Source organism: Streptococcus oralis (assembly GCF_001588645.1).
Lineage (GTDB): Bacteria > Bacillota > Bacilli > Lactobacillales > Streptococcaceae > Streptococcus > Streptococcus oralis_AB.
In genome coordinates, this window is the sequence record NZ_LAYF01000003.1 from 230,683 (window position 1) to 245,386 (window position 14,704).

The window sequence follows — 14,704 nt, forward strand, 5'->3', positions numbered from 1 at the left end:
CTAAATAGGGTTATCTTGTAGAAAGGAGTACCACATATCATCTATATCAGCACTATCAAATATATATTTATATCCACTTCCAAATATATATTCCTCAATAAATGAAGAGAAAGGAATACTTTTTCTACTATCAACATTAAATGTTACTTGATCATTGAGCCTATTTAAAAAAATTGGTTCATATAAAACTTGTCCTATTTCATAAGTATAGTCTTGTAAATTTTTTGGTACTCTATATTGTCTATCCAATATCTCTTCTGTACTCCATAATTCTATATCTCCAAAAGAACCTCCATTACATAATAATAAAAATTGTTTATGTTCAGGTGCCAAAAATTGCTCTAGCTGTTCACTTATCCTATCCGCACCTTGAGGAATATTTCCGTATAAAGGAGCATCAGGTAAGTTAGACAAACAATTTCTATAATGTTTAATTATTTGAGATAAGTTCATAACAACCTCCAATCATAAATGTGATTAATATTCTACAGAATACGTATTTTTTATAGGAGTACCTACAGGTAAATACCTTATTTGAGGCCAAATTTGTATATTCGGCGCAAACTGATATAGATTATCCCCGCCCCACAACCCAATCGGATCCTGATTCACAAACGGCCCCGCATCAGGTTCATAATACCTGAAGAAGTTGTAATGCAGCCCCGTCCCACGGTAGGCATACTGGTTCCGTAAGCGGGAGGGTTGGTATGCGCTATCCGTTACATTGGTTTCCTCTTTCAGACTGCCCCAAGCGGTGTATTCGCCGAATCACAAGAGGTTGCGACTTTATCGGTCATCTCTCTCTGTACACCGATTTGGTCGCAGTGGAAGTAGTGGGTCTGTTGGTCGCTTTCTCCGTCTTCATTAATGAGGTTTCGATAGGCGAAACCGCGTGCGTACGGTACACAACCTGCATATTCAGGCTACAACTTGCTGTTGTGTAAACAACTCGACGATTTCTAGAATATTAGTCATGTGGTTTGTTATTAAAAATATCTAACCATGCATCCTGTGTAAAGACTATTTCCTCGTAATTAATACCATCATCGATATCGCTGACACCAATGACATAAATTAGAGCATTGTTATCTTCTAGTATGCTCGATTCAAAATTTTCTAGACTCGGATTATTTTGAAATGAGCTTATGAAATTTGGGATTTTATTTTCATTGCTCATAATAACTATAGTTGTTAGAGAGGGACCGCAATCATATAAAAGATTTTCAAAATAATCTTCGTCAATTGGTTTTAAAAATTCAATAATTCCTATACGACTTGGAATGAATTTTAACAAAAAACCAAAAAAGCCTTTTTTAAGGTTACCATGCCATATAATCTTAACATTATGATTTTTAGATAGAGATTCAAAAAATTTTAAATCTAACCCAGTTGCACATAAAAAGCAGCGGTAATTTGGACTCTTATTTACTTTTTCTAAAATATTTTTCAAGTTAATCTGAGTGTTTTTTTCACTGCTTTCTCTTTGAATTCTTTTATACATTTTCCAATCCTCTATATTTATTTACTTTTTGATATGAAAATGCCCTGGATCTCTAGTTCTCCACCATAATTTACCTAGAGGCAGGTGTTTATTTCGAATATATTGCTTAAACCTTCTTAGTGTGGGATTTCCTATTTGACTAACATATTTTCCATTTTTAGCTGGAGAAGCACCCCATGAAATAGAGTTTTGAGTTTTAAACCCTCCAGACTTGCTATAGGATGGTTTCTTTCTATACCAGTTTTTTGCAGGGCCAAAGGCATTTTTACATTTACTGGCAGCTAATTTGCCAGCCTTCCCTAATGCTGGTCCAGCTACTGCACCGATAGCACCACTAGTTGCAACGCTTCCATAGTCGATATCATTCCATTTTTTGCCATTTGCTATGTTAGAAACTACTTACGTGCTGCCAAAACATACTCTCCATTGTGATAGAGAGTTTCATACGGGCTACAACTTACTTATTCATCTTCATAAGCATCACCATAGCTTTGAAAAGAGGAATCTAACCAAAACCATTCTTTTTCATTGGAAACCAATTTCTCCAGTAGTTCTGTAAATGACTTAGCAATAATGGGAGACTCATCAGGTGTAGCATGAGTTTCTATAAAACTATCATAACAAAAACCAAATCTTTTTTTGTTTAAGTCTATACTGATAAATTGACCAAGCTCTTGAGAAGATGCAATCATGAACCAATCATTACTGATATCATCTGCCAACTCCTCCCAAATAACATCATCAGCTGGATATAGAATTTGGTTTGTTGGTTGCAATTCAGAAAGTGAACTGATTCTTATCTCACAAGAAGTATTAATATTAAGAATAGCATATTCATAATTTTCATAAAAGAATTCTAAATCTTTTGGCAAAGGAAAAGCAAATTTTGGTTTTGATACTGCCTTCAAAAATTGATGGCTACCTTTTTGTTCTAATTTTTCAATTAATTCTTTGATTTTCATAAAATACTCCTTAGGACTGAGAGTTTTTGTTCAGGCTACGGTTTGCTAATTACTTTAATTTAGATATGTATAGAATACCATTTCCCATCATAACTATCAAATTCTTTTACATTATCTAATTTCCAGAGGCCTGCCTGTTTTTTAAATTTATAAAGTCTTTGTGCTTCCATTCCAGCGTAAAGCACATCACTTTTTACAGTTATAGAGCTACTTTTTTCTTCTATTTCAATGATTTTCTCATTGTTCGGATTAAATGTCGGAGGGTAGTTAATAGTCATACATTCTAACTTTCCCATTTTTCTTGGTTTATCTGTTAGGTATTTATCGTATATTTCCTTTAGTGTTTGTTTCAATATCTCATCAGGAATATCTGTGCCTGCATCAATATGCTTATTAGCATTATCTTCCCATTTATACATTTCCATCAGAAAACAATTTAATTCAGTTTCAATACTTTCATTCATAATTTAATCCTTTTTAGTTTTGTTTAAGTTGTTTGTACGAAGAATAATCCACCAGATAGATCTCGATTTATAAAAATATATCCGATGTTCTCAGTTAGATAAAAAATTTCATTTATTTTTTCAGGTAGATCCATTCCTAAGATTTGACCTATGAAAATATATTTTTCTAGAAAATCATCACTCTCTTGTTGTAAATATTGAGGTTGTCCTCCTAAAAAACTCATTTCATCTAAATTCTCAATAGGATTAATTGGATAAAAATTATCTAGGTTAAACTTGAACTGATTTTTATCTCCGATGATAACTTTCGTGTATCCTTGAATAGCATCGTCAATTTCAGTAATGTAGTCAAGAAAATAATCTTCTTTATCATAATAAGAAAAAACGTAAATTGCTTTATCTTTATATTCCATATCCTGAAAATCTGTTTTAAATTGAGGTGCGATAGTTAGTAGATTTTCAATTGGTATAAAAGCAACCAATGCTAACTCATGACCATCTGGCGCTATGACTTTATTTGAATAGTCTAAATCTAGCCCAACTAATATATCATTTATATTGGACTTACTATCTAAAAAGTTAAAATTAACGTATCCATTTTTTTTCATTTAAATTCTCCTAAAAATTTAAGGGCATTTCTTACCTGCTTTTTTCAATTTTCTAAGAAATTTCTTGGTTTCTTTTCTTAATCCTCCTCCTCCAGAAGTTTTAGGTTTGTAACGATAATCGGCTAAATCTTATTAATTAATTGATATTTATCAATATTTTTAATTCGTCTGGTAGTTTGGCACCATTTCTATATGCTTTTTTAGCCCAAAATATAGCTTTTTCTTTATTGCCTTGTGTGAAAAATAAATCAGCTAAATTAGATTGGGCAATTGGATGTCCATTTTTTGCCGCTATCTCTAGCCATTTAAATTCCGAATCTTGATCTAAAGATACAAACATATGATATTGATACAATTTAAATGCTGAGTTTTTATCTCCATTAGTGACCTTCTCTTCGAGAATATGAATTTCTTCATCTGAAATCCAATAAATACTACCTGTTGATATGCAATTAGTCATTTTCTCATTCCTTTCTGGTTGTTGTTTATATGATATTAAAGGTGTTGATTCTCATCGATGTTAATTTTCCGTTACTTGAAAACCAAAGATATTCATTTAGTGCTTTAACTGTAGTATTTAATTCATTAGCAAGTTGTTGTCCGAGAGGGTTTGCTCCTTTTCCTGTATTACAGGATAAAATCTCAACCGTCATACCTGATTCATAGTTAGGATTTTTTTAAAATTCTCGCTGCTAATTTTTTAACATCCAATCTTTCACCTGTAGCCTCATCTACCATCAACGAAGGATTGTCATGCCCTCCTACTTGGAAAGTATTCGATTTATTGGCAACTTTTTGAACGTAAGAGTGTATGTCTTCATTAGCTGGGAATAAATTCATATCAAGTCCAGCTAAACCTAACCAATCGACCCATACTTGGGTATTAGGTGCAAACTGATACAGATTCTCTCCACCCACAACCCAATCGGAAGGGTTGGTATGCGCTATCCGTTACTCGAGTTTCCTCTTTCAGACGACCCCAGCCGGTGTAGTTGCCGAACCACAAGAGGTTGCCGTCTTTATCGGTTAACTCTTGGTATGCCGATTTGGTAGCAGTGGAAGTAGTGGGTTTACTGGCGGCTTTCACCGTCTTCGGTTGTCCAGTCGTGGACTTGGGCTAAAGGTTCGTGTGTACCGTAATGCCCTATGTCAGGATTGGAAGTTTCATGCGGGCTACGACTTGCTACATTATATGTATCTTTATCATTATCTGAATTGTCAGGACAACGATTTTTATATAAGAAGAAGGTCGTCTGAAAATCATTTCATACAAACATGTAAGTTAGAAATTTATTGTAACTATTTTTTCATGATTATTTTCTTCCCAGTATTGTTTGTAGAAAGATAATGCATCATGTATTAAATAATATAACTCACTATTTCTATCCTTTAGTTTATTAATATTATTAAAATTCAAAATAATTTCTTTCTCTTGAATCCAACTTAAATCTCTCATGCATTCATCTAAAGCATCTAAATTTGATCCAAAATAGCTTGGAAAATTAAGTTCTTGATTTAATGTATTTAAAAAAATTTGTTTTGTTTTTAATTTTAATAAATTTATATCTATGATCTTTTTATTGGTATTCATAATGCAACCTCCCTATGCTTCCTGCTAAATAGGTTCAAATATTTGCAGAATTGGTACGATTTTTCCATTTTCCAAGGTAGTAGAATCCGTTATTCGGTATAGATATAGCTATATCTGCCGTCCGGGGGGACTTCTTGCAAGAGGTGGCTGCTACCACATAGTCTTAAAATTTCTTCTACGTAAACAATGCTAGAATTTTCTACATATTACGATATTACGCAAGTTATAGCTTGCACAAATTATTGTGCCAAATACCCTGTTTCATAATCTAAATCGTCAGTTTCCACAAACTCATCTAAGAAAATATATATTTCTTCTATATCTACTTGAATTGGGATGTTGATAGCATAGAAATTTACATTAAATGCTTCATACTCACATCCAAGATCTTTTAGTTTCGTTAATATTTTATCTTTAAATTTCTGGTTTTCATTAAAGAAAACAATCCGCAATGTACTATTTTGACTATGAATGATAGTTTTATCATATAATAAGTAATTTTCTTCCGTTTGTATTCCACTAACAATATCACCTAAAGAGATTTCTTTGCTATAAAAAGGAATATTATTAACTTTAAGATAACCTTCTTCAGTCACTTCTGTCCAAATGCTTTCCATAGATACTGGAGGATAACCATCAATTACTTCTAGATTTAAAAAAAGTTTTTTCATTTTCATTACCTTATATAACCTTGCTACCTACTGTAGGATCTTGATTTAACAATTCGCACTTGCTTAAGTTAAACTTTAGTAATATCCTTTATAGAATCATATATTAATTCTTCCAAATAACTAATATTTTCATGGCAAATAGTTATTTCTTTGTCTTTGAAAAAATAATATCCTCTTGAGTCAGATATATCAACCATTCCTTTTGAATTCTCTCGATTTATAAATAACTCTAAAACTATTTCATCATTATCGTCGTATATAAGAATATTTTCCTTTAAAAGTAGACTGAATACAATTCTTAAACTAGATTGTTTTAAATAAATATCTAAATCCGCTTTAAGAACTTTACCATTTGAAGCTTGAGTTTCTCTTAATTTTGTAAAATGTTCAATTATTTTATTAATTTCCATTTTAAACCTCCGTTTATTTAATTATTGCATTTTTGACTGCTTGCGTGAATGAATGTGTGACATCTGTTCCCCTAGTAGAAGCCCATTCCTTCAATTTTATAAAACCAGGGTCATTAGTTGACCGAATGAATACATGATTTCCATGATCATTAATGGCTCAAGTCCTGATTTTTCAAGTTTTGAAACATCAATTGCTTGGCATTTTCCAGTAGGTTTATCCATTGATGTAGATAGGCCACTTTCAGTATCCTTCCCAGGTCTTGGAGTTAAATTATTATCAGTGGCTGAACCCATTCGATATACGATACCTTTAGTTAATTTTTTGGATAGACCTAACCAATCAACCCATCCTTACGTATTCGATGCAAGTTAATAAAGGTTAAAGCCCCCTAGCAACCTAATTGGCACTCGGTCAGATTGGACGGGGGGGATCTTTTATTGAACTTGCCGTTCATATGGAACATATCGCCGTTGCGCAAGATATAGCGTTTGCCCATTGTAACTGAGGAAGAATGGCGCATCAGCCAGGCTGGTTTGGTGGCGGTATGGGAAAGTATGCCCTTGCGTCTCGGAAGTTATAAATAAAGTTGAATAGTAGTTGTTATTTTTTTTTTGTGTTTCGACACTAATTTCCTGGTTAAAATTTTGGATTAATTTTAAAAAATCAATGATTAAGTTGATTTGAGTAGTGTTAAATATCGTAAGTTTGTTTCTTAGGGCAATATATAAAAATTCAACAACGTAACCATATAAATAAAATTTAGATAAATTAGAAAAAATATATTTTAAACAGCAAGGAGTAAAATATAATATAGCCTTATTAGTATAAGCTTGCCACTCTAGTGATTCAAGTATTGAGAGAAAATCATCGTATGTTATCTCAATCCAAGTTTTAGTAGATAGTTGCGTTATAGAAAATATATAAGAGTTATCACTATCATCAAAACTTATGATGTTATTTTTATCAACTTTGAAAACAGGAAAAGTAGTCCTAATTTTTTCCTCTAGATAATTTCGTTCTTGTATATATTTTACCTCCGTAAGAAATTTTTCAAATTCACAATATACTCCTAAGTCTTTGACAAACTTTGAAATATATTCTAAAAAATCATAAATGATATTGATTTCATCTTTGGTTAAAGATTGCAGTAAATTAAATAGTTCACTCACTTCACCTTGGGATATATTAGAATAATAGCTAAATAATTCTATGAAACAATCATTATCTATACTAGGGTTTTCTATTGAGCTTAGTAAAAGTGTATTTAAATGTAAGGCATCTTCATTTTTTTGTTTATCTGACATTTGATTTTTAATTAATAAAATTAGATTGTTTTTTATCATGTCTTACTTTCTACATTTTAAGGTGTGGCACCATTTGATTGATTTATTATCTATTTTTTATTTACGTTTATTAAAATTATTTAATAGTTTTATTATCTTCTCTTTATTTTTGCTGGATGAGTTAATTGCAATTCTAATGGCATTTTCTCCAAATTCATTTTGTATATTTTTATCAGATCCATTGTCAAGGAGTAATTTCACCATTTCTATATTTCCAAACATGCATGCATAATGTAGGGGGGTATATCCTAAGTCTCCTTTAAGATCGATCAATGCCCCATTTTGAAGAAATACAAGAGCATCATTTAAAGAATTATTTCTGGCTGCAATATGTAAAACTGTATCATCCATACCTCCTACTTGATTTATATCTTCAATAATGTCACCCAAAAAATCAGGATGCGTTTCATATTTTTTTAAAATACATAATAATTCTTTTTTCATTAACAATACCTATAGTTGTAATTGATAAATTTAATATCTGGATTTTATTTATTACTCGTGACACAATATTCTTTATGTTCTTTTTTTAGATTGTTTAATCTGTTTTTACGTTCTTGTATTTTTTGAGTATGACTGTCCTGACCGTATTCATCGGCGGTTTTGGCCTAGATTGTTACGGAAGAAATATTTCAGACGACCTAGAAAAAAGGATTGAGGTCGCTTGAAAATTAGAAAGTGTGTGCATACTGAACATAGCCTGCATACATACGTAGGATGGCTTGCTACGCTTACCTTATAACTTAATATTTAGAATATAGATTCATAGTAGATTTTACTAACTTTCTAGAATTTTCGTCTGGACTAATTATTTTTGTAAGTAGAAATTTTTTCTTATTAAATTTGTTGTAGTAGAGATTTAATCCATTTTGAAGAAAAACGACAAGCTCATCATCATCTTGATATATAGAATGTATATCCCCATTCAATTTGCTTAATTTCAAATTTTCAAATGTCAATATAGAAGATATTCTTTTACTCTTAATTTTTTTATGGTTAGATATTTCTATTTGCTCTCCCTTAAGTACTCCTTTACTTTCATCGTATATAAAAGATATATTATATCCCTTAAAATAAAAGTAATACATTACAATATCCTTTCCGAATGACTCATTGCTGTTCTCTTTTAGGAAGCATGATATATTTTCGGTTGAGAAATCCTTTAAAAAAGTACCGTTTTTTAAAAAATCTCTTATTTTAAAAATTTTAGCTACCATCTTATCCTCCTAATGCTTTTAAAGTAGTAAAGAAATCTCTCGTGTTATTTGGAAATTTTGGACAGCTGCTTCAGCAACATTTTTAATTTGGCTTTGTTTTTTGGATTTTGTACAAAATCATCAACAGTTTCTACGATTTTTTTCCATTGGTAAGGGTTATTTTCTTTTATATTTTTTGAGTTTGGGTCTGCAGGTTCATAAGAGCATTTGAATTTCCCATCTGGTAATTTTTTGCCGACTATTTCTATGTGCATTGACTTTTTTCCCTGTTTGACATTGACATGTACGCCACGTGATTCAACATCAGGTAAGGCTTTGTTCATAGATACTTGAATTGCATTTTTCGATAATCCAAGCGGATCAATCCATACTTGCGTATTCAGTGCAAAACTGTACAGATTTTCCCCACCCCACAACCCAATCGGATACTGATTCACAAATCGTCTCGCATCAGGATCATAATACCTGAAGAAGTTGTAATGCAGCCCCGTCTCACGGTCAGCGGACTGGTTTTGCAATCGGAAGGGTTGGTGCGCCGTTCCCGTTACGTTGGTTTCCTTTTTCAGGCGACCTTAATGTATGCGTTAGGAGGAGGCTAATTCTATTTACGCTTGTTTTAAATATCCTTCTTTTTTAATAAAAATATCCTGAAAATTTCATGGCCAAAACCGTCATCAAATTTAGAGTAAACAATATTAAAAATGCCTTTATAATTAAAATCAGATGAATATTCATGTAACCATGAGAAATTTTCTAAATTTAAGACTGGATAATTTCTAAATGTATTTTCATATTTCGACCTATAAATACATATGTTAGGTATATAAAAACTATATAGATTATGTGATACAGAACTTATATCCGGGTATGTTATACATATTGATAAATCGTTATCTATCAGAATATCTTTTGCCATTAAATTTATATTATTAATGTAAAATAATGCAGTATTTAAAAAGAACAAATTCAACTGTTTTGGGGATAGTATTTTCAAAAATGGTTTTTTCTTCCAGTTCTAGTAATCAAGGGAATTTCTTCAAATTCAACAGGATGCTTAAGTAATTTAATTATTTCATCATACTGATATGATTTTTCAGTTTTTGCTAACTTTGTTAATAGTTTTAAGTATTCCATTATGTATTCCATCCATGGCAAAATAAGAAATCTCTATCATCTTTAGAGAATGGGGGGATCATCGATGTTTATCGTGAGTAGTGCGGTTGGTTTTACTGGCTTTGAAGACGAAAGCAGGTTTGATGTTGAGGCGTACGTCAAGAAACTATTTAAATTCTTCTAATAATTTTTTTCTTAATTCCACAAATTCATCCGATAAATTATTTTTAAGTTCAGTATAAATTTCATCATCGATTTTACTTTGAGTGAATAGTATCTTTTCAATATAAGGGATAACTTTTTTAGAACTAATTGAAATTAAAAATGCAATAATTTCATTGTAAATATAAGATTTTTCATTAAATTGGCTTAGTTTATGTATTAGTAAATTTTCAATTGATTCAGATTTATAATGTTTTCCTTTTAATCCATACAATACCCATGAGATAATTTTGTGATGCTTGCTGTTTAAATTTTTTATAAGATATTCTTTTATATAATCTCTTTTTGGGAAATATGCAGAACTAAATGCAATAGAAATAATTATAGAATATCTATTTATATTCCAAATGGAACTAATATTATTTTCCACAGTACGAAATTCTTCTTCTCCTAGATTATATTTTCTAAATAGATGTCCTAAGGAAGATATTGCAGATGATTTTACTTTAATACTTTTATCATTTTGAATAGAGTGAATTAATATGGAGAAAATCTCTTTCAATTCCGTGGTGCTAAGTTTTTCTTGCATTTGTCCCAAGATAAAATTTGCAATTTCTCTATGTTCACTATATCGACTTGTTAAGAGAATATTTCTGATTATATCAATAATCTCTTTATACTGAAAAAATTGTAGTCTTTTTGCTGCTTCATATTGAATAATAGTATTAGAATGTAGTATTTTCTCCAATAAGTCATTGATTGATAGATCTTTACATTCTAAAAAAGCGTCAAAACTTGAAATTCTGTTATTTGCCATATTATTTTTCCTGTTACTCCTATCTTTCGAATGCCGAGAATGGCGACATCCCCAAGCTTTTTGAGTAGATTTAGCTTGTTTGGCAGATAATTGTCCACAATCAATTAATCCTTGTAATACCTCACATTTATCTGGTTTTTTCCTGTGCTTTGAAAATACTCATTTATTTTTTCATAAACTTGATTAGCAACTCCAGTATCAACTTGATTTCCATTTGCTGCCATCATTACTGTATCAAGCGCTTTTTTTCCTTTTTCATAAATAATACCTATATCTAAAGTTACAAGCGCAGCTTTACTTAACACAATCAATTCAGGAGCAATAAGGGGTATTGCAAAAACTGCCAAGTTTTTAGGGTCGTTCGATCTTTGTACGTTCAGTGCAAACTGATACAGATTCTCCCCACCCATTAACCCAATCGGAAGGGTTGGTATGCGCTATCCGTTACCTTGGTTTCCTCTTTCAGACGAGCCCAGCCGGTGTAGTTACCGAACCACAGTAAATTACCGTCCTTATCGGTCATCTCTCTTGGGATACCGATATGGTCGCAGTAGAAGTAGTGGGTTTGCTGGCGGCTTTCACCGTCTTCGGTTGTCCAGTTGCATACCTGCGCCAAGGGTTCGTGTGTACCGCACATATCCTACGTCCTAACTGGAGGTTTTGTGCAGGCAACGGCTTGCTTTATACAGGGCATAGATTACTAATATAATTTTTCAAGCAATTCTAAAAAATTATCTGCAATAACTCCGATCTCTTCATCAATAGAATCGATATTATGATTAAAAAAACGAATTTTTCCATCTGAAGACAAAATGATACTATCACCAGAAGGAGTTTTTGCAATAGGAAATCCATATTGCTGAAAATCGGGATATATATCAATGATAGAGTTAAGTTTATAATCAGACTTAAAAGACAGAAAATGATCAATAACTATCTTATTACCTTTTATTCTAACCTTTGATGGAACCCCTCCATTATTTCTAAGTAAAAAATCAACATAATCTGTATCAATCTTAAAACCTAATTTATATTGAAATTCAATAATATCTTTGATATTTGGGTTGATTGAATTATATGCTTTACTTAGACTTTGTAAAGTCCTCTTATCTGGCAAAATTCCATAGTTTCTCATCTGTTGTATGTCTTCTGGGCTTAAACCGAATTTTTTAAATTTAATATTCACTTTCAAATCACTCCTATTATTAATTTTACTAAGTTATTTAACACTTTCCTTTTCCCTTCCGTGTTTGATGTTGAGCCACACTACCTGTATGTTTCACAGACTTATGTATATCTTTAGGAAGTAGCCTCATCATCCCTCCTGTATCATGATGCCACACAAACCCTGGAGGAGCCTTTGCACCATATTTATCCTTTGCTGTTTTTTTACAACGCGTTATTTAATCAATTTTATTTTCAAATCTCATAAAAAAGCATCCTTTGTATATATTTAATGAAAGAATATTATCATTATTTTCAATAATATATATTTTTTCATATAGAAAATTTGGAAAATCAGCCAATACATCTGTAACTGCACAATCTATTGCTTCATACTCATCATCTGTCAGTGGTGAATCAATATATACATAAAGAGCAAATAATTCTTCGGTCATATCAAATGCAATAAGTCTGACTTTGTTACAAATTGCCCCAAGAAAAGCCATTTGCATACTTAAAATAATTTCTTTTTTCATAATTAATTCCTCAAATAAAATATAGAATTTATGTTATATCAGGCAATGCAGGAACAATATGGGCTCCTTTTTTGGATGAATGAATTATTCCCCATCCTGTCGGAGTCTCGTCTCCTGTATCCTTATCAACACAACTTCCAATATTATAAAATGAACTTTCTATTTATTTTGACTAATACTTCTACTAATTTGAATATTACCTTGATGAAAAGAATCAAATAAATCCTGAGTATTTGCAGTTAGAATGCTCCGACCAGGGATAAAGTTATTATGCCCCGCAATATGTCTACCCTGTTGCCCTATATAAATGACTATTGAAATAGATAGCCCCAACGGTTCAACCCACCCTGCATCAGGTTCGTAATACCTGAAAAAGTTGTAATGCAGCCCCGTTTCACGGTCGCAATACTGGTTTTGCAGGCGGAAGGGGTGGTATGCGCTATCTATAAATATGATTTTTGAATTTTGCTTAAATATTATCTTCTTCGCAAGACAAGAAGTAGTCATAATTATTTATGTCTAACTTCTCACATAAATAAGGTTCAATTATTTTTGCAACTTCATTTGATATCCAATATTCTTCATACATCGGACCAGTTTCATGAAAAATTTTTTGTAAAAAATCGAGAGATGGTTCATTCTTAAAATTTATAACCTCAATAAATTTTTCTCCATTTTTTTCAAATTTTGATATAAATCTTATGATTTTTTTCACGGTTCTATCCTTCTGTTTTTAATGGAGTCTTTTAATTGTTTGCCAGTCTTGGGGTCAAATGCGCCAAGGTGTTTTCCTCGTTTGTCATATTTTTCAACTTCTCCATGTTGAGAGTCCCATTCGAGAATGCAGGCTCCCGGAAGCTTCCAACGTTTTCTTAATCCTCCACCTCCTTGCACAGGAGTTTTAGGCTTTGCTCTTTGGGCACCTGGAAAGCCAGGAAGAGAAGATGGTGCTGGAATAGGAGCAAGCCCTAGCGGGTCAATCCACCTTTGTACATTCGGAGCAAACCAATAAAAATTCTCCACACCCTCTAACCCAATCGGGTCCTGATTCACAAACCGTTCGACCTCAGGCTCGTAATACCGCATCAGGTTGTAATGCAGCCCAGTTTCACGATCGGTATATTGGTTTTGCAATCTGAACGGCTGGTGCGCATACTTGTATACCCGCTCATATTTTTCAGACGACCCCAGTCGGTATAGTTGCCGAACCAAACCCGATTGCCTTCGTCATCGGTCATCTCTCTTGGGATGCTGATTTGGTAGCAGTGGAAGTAGTGGGTTTGCTGGTGGCTTTCGCCGTCTTCGGTTGTCCAATCGCGGACTTGCGCGAGCGGTTCGCAGCTGTTGTTTTGCTCTCTCCCCAGCCCTCTCCCACGGGAGAAGGAGTAGATGTTGGGATGGAAAAAAGTTTATTCAACACTTCTTTGATTTATATTAATCCCAATAAAAGTCTGAATTATTTAATTCCTTCCACTATTCCAAAGAATAAAGAAAAGGCAAAGAAAAGTTTTCCAATATTTTTTCTTTTAAATTTTCTGACACCATAAATGCTCCTGAATAATTATAATTGGTAGACAATAAAATATCCTTATCTGAATTAGTATATGCCTCCAGTGAATAATCATCTTCATCTAATGCTAAATCTGGGTAAACAATTTCATCCTCAATTTCCCAATCAACTATTCTTACTAAATAATAGACTTCATTCGTCAATAACTCACCTTTTGTATTGACAATAATTGCTTTACTCATTCCAAAATCATGATCAAATCCGTATTTTTTAATAAATTCCAAAAAATGAGCTGACATGATAAAGAAATCATTATATGGAAGAAAATCAAAAGTAACACCTCGGGCTTTTTTCAAGCAGACATAAACCTTTTCAGGCATTGGAGGAATTTCTTGTCCCTTTACAAACCAACTCCATGGAAAGTCAAAATCAGGATGCGTTTTTTTAGGGTTAAACTTCTCTGATATACCTAGAACACCACTACTTACACGTGGTAACCCCATTTTTGCTGCTTTATCCATGCTTTGTAGGGCATATCCCCACACCATCAATTTCTTCATAATACACTCCTAATCTAATCGTTTGGGTGAGTTGGTAGATGAACATCCTCCAACAGATATGGACTGACTCAAAC

General features: G+C 32.4%; 27 protein-coding genes and 1 pseudogene. All 28 read right to left on the reverse strand.

What is annotated here, in order from left to right; genetic code table 11:
- A complete protein-coding gene (locus tag A0739_RS02570) occupies nt 1-453 on the reverse strand; it encodes a hypothetical protein (protein ID WP_061586955.1) in 453 nt (150 codons plus the stop codon).
- Between the two features lie 24 nt (nt 454-477).
- Entirely contained in the window at nt 478-741 is a 264-nt protein-coding gene (locus A0739_RS10000) for an RHS repeat-associated core domain-containing protein (protein WP_196755706.1), read from the reverse strand.
- A 226-nt stretch (nt 742-967) separates the two neighbouring features.
- A complete protein-coding gene (locus tag A0739_RS02575; RefSeq protein WP_061586956.1) occupies nt 968-1,501 on the reverse strand; it encodes a hypothetical protein in 534 nt (177 codons plus the stop codon).
- Between the two features lie 461 nt (nt 1,502-1,962).
- Nucleotides 1,963-2,463 carry an SMI1/KNR4 family protein gene (locus A0739_RS02580; RefSeq protein ID WP_061586957.1) on the reverse strand — a complete coding sequence of 167 codons (501 nt, stop codon included), beginning with the start codon at nt 2,461-2,463 and terminating at the stop codon, nt 1,963-1,965.
- A gap of 59 nt (nt 2,464-2,522) precedes the next feature.
- Nucleotides 2,523-2,927, reverse strand: a complete 405-nt coding sequence (locus A0739_RS02585) for an NTF2 fold immunity protein (RefSeq protein ID WP_061586958.1) — start codon at nt 2,925-2,927, stop codon at nt 2,523-2,525.
- Between the two features lie 23 nt (nt 2,928-2,950).
- Nucleotides 2,951-3,535, reverse strand: coding sequence for a hypothetical protein (locus tag A0739_RS02590; protein ID WP_061586959.1), 585 nt, complete (start codon nt 3,533-3,535; stop codon nt 2,951-2,953).
- A gap of 136 nt (nt 3,536-3,671) precedes the next feature.
- Entirely contained in the window at nt 3,672-3,995 is a 324-nt protein-coding gene (locus tag A0739_RS02595; RefSeq protein ID WP_061586960.1) for an SEL1-like repeat protein, read from the reverse strand.
- Nucleotides 3,996-4,201: 206 nt separating this feature from the next.
- Complete coding sequence (locus A0739_RS10315) at nt 4,202-4,453, reverse strand: hypothetical protein (protein ID WP_061586961.1); 252 nt, start codon at nt 4,451-4,453, stop codon at nt 4,202-4,204.
- A gap of 364 nt (nt 4,454-4,817) precedes the next feature.
- Nucleotides 4,818-5,126 (reverse strand): barstar family protein, encoded by a 309-nt coding sequence (locus A0739_RS02605; RefSeq protein WP_061586962.1) that lies wholly within the window; start codon nt 5,124-5,126, stop codon nt 4,818-4,820.
- 239 nt (nt 5,127-5,365) lie between these two features.
- On the reverse strand, nt 5,366-5,803 hold the full coding sequence (locus A0739_RS02610; protein ID WP_231082562.1) for a DUF4265 domain-containing protein: 438 nt from the start codon (nt 5,801-5,803) through the stop codon (nt 5,366-5,368).
- A 62-nt stretch (nt 5,804-5,865) separates the two neighbouring features.
- Nucleotides 5,866-6,207, reverse strand: a complete 342-nt coding sequence (locus A0739_RS02615) for a hypothetical protein (protein ID WP_061586964.1) — start codon at nt 6,205-6,207, stop codon at nt 5,866-5,868.
- Between the two features lie 96 nt (nt 6,208-6,303).
- Nucleotides 6,304-6,501, reverse strand: coding sequence for a hypothetical protein (locus A0739_RS10320; RefSeq protein WP_061586965.1), 198 nt, complete (start codon nt 6,499-6,501; stop codon nt 6,304-6,306).
- 141 nt (nt 6,502-6,642) lie between these two features.
- Nucleotides 6,643-7,512, reverse strand: coding sequence for a hypothetical protein (locus A0739_RS02625; RefSeq protein ID WP_231082563.1), 870 nt, complete (start codon nt 7,510-7,512; stop codon nt 6,643-6,645).
- 96 nt (nt 7,513-7,608) lie between these two features.
- Nucleotides 7,609-7,995 (reverse strand): ankyrin repeat domain-containing protein, encoded by a 387-nt coding sequence (locus A0739_RS02630; protein WP_061586966.1) that lies wholly within the window; start codon nt 7,993-7,995, stop codon nt 7,609-7,611.
- Between the two features lie 299 nt (nt 7,996-8,294).
- The gene (locus tag A0739_RS02635) at nt 8,295-8,768 is read right to left on the reverse strand and encodes a hypothetical protein (protein ID WP_061586967.1); all 474 of its coding nucleotides are present in this window, start codon (nt 8,766-8,768) and stop codon (nt 8,295-8,297) included.
- Nucleotides 8,769-8,812: 44 nt separating this feature from the next.
- The gene (locus A0739_RS10015) at nt 8,813-9,334 is read right to left on the reverse strand and encodes an RHS repeat-associated core domain-containing protein (protein ID WP_082243786.1); all 522 of its coding nucleotides are present in this window, start codon (nt 9,332-9,334) and stop codon (nt 8,813-8,815) included.
- Between the two features lie 713 nt (nt 9,335-10,047).
- Nucleotides 10,048-10,860, reverse strand: coding sequence for a hypothetical protein (locus tag A0739_RS02650; protein WP_061586968.1), 813 nt, complete (start codon nt 10,858-10,860; stop codon nt 10,048-10,050).
- Between the two features lie 87 nt (nt 10,861-10,947).
- Nucleotides 10,948-11,270 (reverse strand): annotated as a pseudogene (locus A0739_RS10400) (polymorphic toxin type 34 domain-containing protein); the annotation flags it as partial.
- Complete coding sequence (locus A0739_RS02660; protein WP_231082565.1) at nt 11,270-11,476, reverse strand: RHS domain-containing protein; 207 nt, start codon at nt 11,474-11,476, stop codon at nt 11,270-11,272. The pseudogene A0739_RS10400 and the gene A0739_RS02660, both read right to left, overlap by 1 nt.
- Nucleotides 11,477-11,560: 84 nt before the next feature.
- The gene (locus A0739_RS02665; RefSeq protein WP_061586971.1) at nt 11,561-12,046 is read right to left on the reverse strand and encodes an SMI1/KNR4 family protein; all 486 of its coding nucleotides are present in this window, start codon (nt 12,044-12,046) and stop codon (nt 11,561-11,563) included.
- 37 nt (nt 12,047-12,083) lie between these two features.
- Entirely contained in the window at nt 12,084-12,263 is a 180-nt protein-coding gene (locus A0739_RS10815) for an HNH endonuclease (RefSeq protein WP_082243787.1), read from the reverse strand.
- Nucleotides 12,264-12,560: a hypothetical protein gene (locus A0739_RS02670; RefSeq protein WP_231082566.1), complete on the reverse strand. Its 297-nt coding sequence runs from the start codon at nt 12,558-12,560 to the stop codon at nt 12,264-12,266.
- Between the two features lie 28 nt (nt 12,561-12,588).
- Entirely contained in the window at nt 12,589-12,723 is a 135-nt protein-coding gene (locus A0739_RS10820) for a polymorphic toxin type 50 domain-containing protein (RefSeq protein ID WP_082243800.1), read from the reverse strand.
- Nucleotides 12,720-13,067, reverse strand: a complete 348-nt coding sequence (locus A0739_RS10825; RefSeq protein ID WP_082243788.1) for a polymorphic toxin type 50 domain-containing protein — start codon at nt 13,065-13,067, stop codon at nt 12,720-12,722. Before A0739_RS10825 ends, A0739_RS10820 begins: the two co-directional genes overlap by 4 nt.
- Nucleotides 13,030-13,275, reverse strand: a complete 246-nt coding sequence (locus A0739_RS02675) for a DUF7683 domain-containing protein (protein WP_061586973.1) — start codon at nt 13,273-13,275, stop codon at nt 13,030-13,032. The genes A0739_RS10825 and A0739_RS02675 overlap by 38 nt, the downstream gene beginning before the upstream one ends.
- Nucleotides 13,272-13,694, reverse strand: coding sequence for a colicin E3/pyocin S6 family cytotoxin (locus A0739_RS10035; protein WP_231082568.1), 423 nt, complete (start codon nt 13,692-13,694; stop codon nt 13,272-13,274). The genes A0739_RS02675 and A0739_RS10035 overlap by 4 nt, the downstream gene beginning before the upstream one ends.
- Nucleotides 13,646-13,798, reverse strand: coding sequence for a hypothetical protein (locus tag A0739_RS10830; RefSeq protein WP_414162708.1), 153 nt, complete (start codon nt 13,796-13,798; stop codon nt 13,646-13,648). The genes A0739_RS10035 and A0739_RS10830 overlap by 49 nt, the downstream gene beginning before the upstream one ends.
- Before the next feature lie 235 nt (nt 13,799-14,033).
- Complete coding sequence (locus A0739_RS02685; protein ID WP_061586974.1) at nt 14,034-14,630, reverse strand: Imm43 family immunity protein; 597 nt, start codon at nt 14,628-14,630, stop codon at nt 14,034-14,036.
- Nucleotides 14,631-14,704 lie beyond the last annotated feature (74 nt).

What these genes read in the sequence shown, in the direction of transcription:
- A0739_RS02570 (WP_061586955.1), bottom strand. Translation starts at nt 453, where the DNA reads ATGAACTTATCTCAAATAATTAAACATTATAGAAATTGTTTGTCTAAC.
- A0739_RS02575 (WP_061586956.1), bottom strand. Translation starts at nt 1,501, where the DNA reads ATGTATAAAAGAATTCAAAGAGAAAGCAGTGAAAAAAACACTCAGATT.
- A0739_RS02580 (WP_061586957.1), bottom strand. Translation starts at nt 2,463, where the DNA reads ATGAAAATCAAAGAATTAATTGAAAAATTAGAACAAAAAGGTAGCCAT.
- A0739_RS02585 (WP_061586958.1), bottom strand. Translation starts at nt 2,927, where the DNA reads ATGAATGAAAGTATTGAAACTGAATTAAATTGTTTTCTGATGGAAATG.
- A0739_RS02590 (WP_061586959.1), bottom strand. Translation starts at nt 3,535, where the DNA reads ATGAAAAAAAATGGATACGTTAATTTTAACTTTTTAGATAGTAAGTCC.
- A0739_RS02595 (WP_061586960.1), bottom strand. Translation starts at nt 3,995, where the DNA reads ATGACTAATTGCATATCAACAGGTAGTATTTATTGGATTTCAGATGAA.
- A0739_RS02605 (WP_061586962.1), bottom strand. Translation starts at nt 5,126, where the DNA reads ATGAATACCAATAAAAAGATCATAGATATAAATTTATTAAAATTAAAA.
- A0739_RS02610 (WP_231082562.1), bottom strand. Translation starts at nt 5,803, where the DNA reads ATGAAAATGAAAAAACTTTTTTTAAATCTAGAAGTAATTGATGGTTAT.
- A0739_RS02615 (WP_061586964.1), bottom strand. Translation starts at nt 6,207, where the DNA reads ATGGAAATTAATAAAATAATTGAACATTTTACAAAATTAAGAGAAACT.
- A0739_RS10320 (WP_061586965.1), bottom strand. Translation starts at nt 6,501, where the DNA reads ATGGGTTCAGCCACTGATAATAATTTAACTCCAAGACCTGGGAAGGAT.
- A0739_RS02625 (WP_231082563.1), bottom strand. Translation starts at nt 7,512, where the DNA reads ATGTCAGATAAACAAAAAAATGAAGATGCCTTACATTTAAATACACTT.
- A0739_RS02630 (WP_061586966.1), bottom strand. Translation starts at nt 7,995, where the DNA reads ATGAAAAAAGAATTATTATGTATTTTAAAAAAATATGAAACGCATCCT.
- A0739_RS02635 (WP_061586967.1), bottom strand. Translation starts at nt 8,768, where the DNA reads ATGGTAGCTAAAATTTTTAAAATAAGAGATTTTTTAAAAAACGGTACT.
- A0739_RS02650 (WP_061586968.1), bottom strand. Translation starts at nt 10,860, where the DNA reads ATGGCAAATAACAGAATTTCAAGTTTTGACGCTTTTTTAGAATGTAAA.
- A0739_RS02670 (WP_231082566.1), bottom strand. Translation starts at nt 12,560, where the DNA reads ATGAAAAAAGAAATTATTTTAAGTATGCAAATGGCTTTTCTTGGGGCA.
- A0739_RS10825 (WP_082243788.1), bottom strand. Translation starts at nt 13,067, where the DNA reads ATGACTACTTCTTGTCTTGCGAAGAAGATAATATTTAAGCAAAATTCA.
- A0739_RS10830 (WP_414162708.1), bottom strand. Translation starts at nt 13,798, where the DNA reads ATGACCGATGACGAAGGCAATCGGGTTTGGTTCGGCAACTATACCGAC.
- A0739_RS02685 (WP_061586974.1), bottom strand. Translation starts at nt 14,630, where the DNA reads ATGAAGAAATTGATGGTGTGGGGATATGCCCTACAAAGCATGGATAAA.